Source organism: Leptolyngbya sp. BC1307 (genome assembly GCF_002286735.1).
Lineage (GTDB): Bacteria > Cyanobacteriota > Cyanobacteriia > Phormidesmidales > Phormidesmidaceae > Phormidesmis.
The window spans coordinates 1-1,009 of record NZ_NRTA01000159.1 but is presented as its reverse complement, the minus strand read 5'-3'; the positions used below and the strand labels follow the sequence as shown (position 1 = coordinate 1,009).

Here is a 1,009-nt window from a genome sequence, read left to right as displayed (position 1 = left end):
TGTTTTACCTTCTGCTGCCGAATTCCCCGCTTTGGCAAGCTGCGTTTAGTGATTAGCTTTGAAACTGCACAGCTCACCGGGACTTACGCTGTGCTGCTGACCAATCGCGCTGACTGGTCAGCCAAACAGGTGCTCGCCAAATATTTACAAAGATGGCCGATAGAAACCTTTTATCGAGATGGAAAGCAATATCTCGGGCTTGATGAGTATCGGATGCGAACCTTTGAATCCATTCAAACCCATTGGACGTTGGTGTTCGTGGCTTACTCAATCTTGCACTTGGCTTGCTTGCCACCCCCGACAAAGGCTCCGGGCAAGCGCCCTACCCAGCTCACACAATCCATCGGGCAGGTCTGTCGCCAGCAATCGCAAGCGCTGATAGAAAAGCTAATCCTCTTTGCTCATGACTGTCTTGAACAGGGTGAATCGGCGTCGCAGGTGTTTGCCAAATTGTTTGACAAGCAGAATAAGGGGGTGCCTGCATGACTCGCTAGATAACGCCTCAATTATTTTTCTACCGTCAGAGCACAACACTCAAGGATGTTAGATAGTACCCTGCTTCTATGGACTCATACGGCAAAATCGATAAATAACTTCTGAAAACAAGAATGTTATATGAAGACATGACGACAACATAGGAATTTGGAGGTATTATCGAGCAGACTTGACTTTGAATACATAATTGGCTCTCAAGGAAAATCTCGTGGCATTTCAGCAAAAAGATTTAAAGATTTTATGGGAAAAAGCCGCTGCAAGGTGTTCCCTGCCGGAGTGTAGAAAGGGATTGGTTGCAGATGCTGCAAAGTCCGTGCCATCGAAGGCGATCCTTCTTGGCGAAAACTGCCACATAGTAGCGGAGAATAAGGGAGGGCCAAGAGGAGAAAGTGACCTAAGCAAAAATGATCGTAATCGTTAACTCAGATCTTTCACCATTCTCGATAAGCCCAATCAGGCAATGATTTGATGATGATTTCAAAGCCAAATTGAGCAGCAATATCAACATTGCGCC

General features: G+C 46.2%; 1 protein-coding gene. It reads left to right on the top strand.

Annotated elements, in window-relative coordinates:
• Positions 1 to 486 (top strand): transposase (locus CKL79_RS22535; protein WP_141242116.1); only part of this gene is annotated, 486 nt, incomplete at its 5' end.
• Between the last annotated feature and the right edge of the window lie 523 nt (positions 487 to 1,009).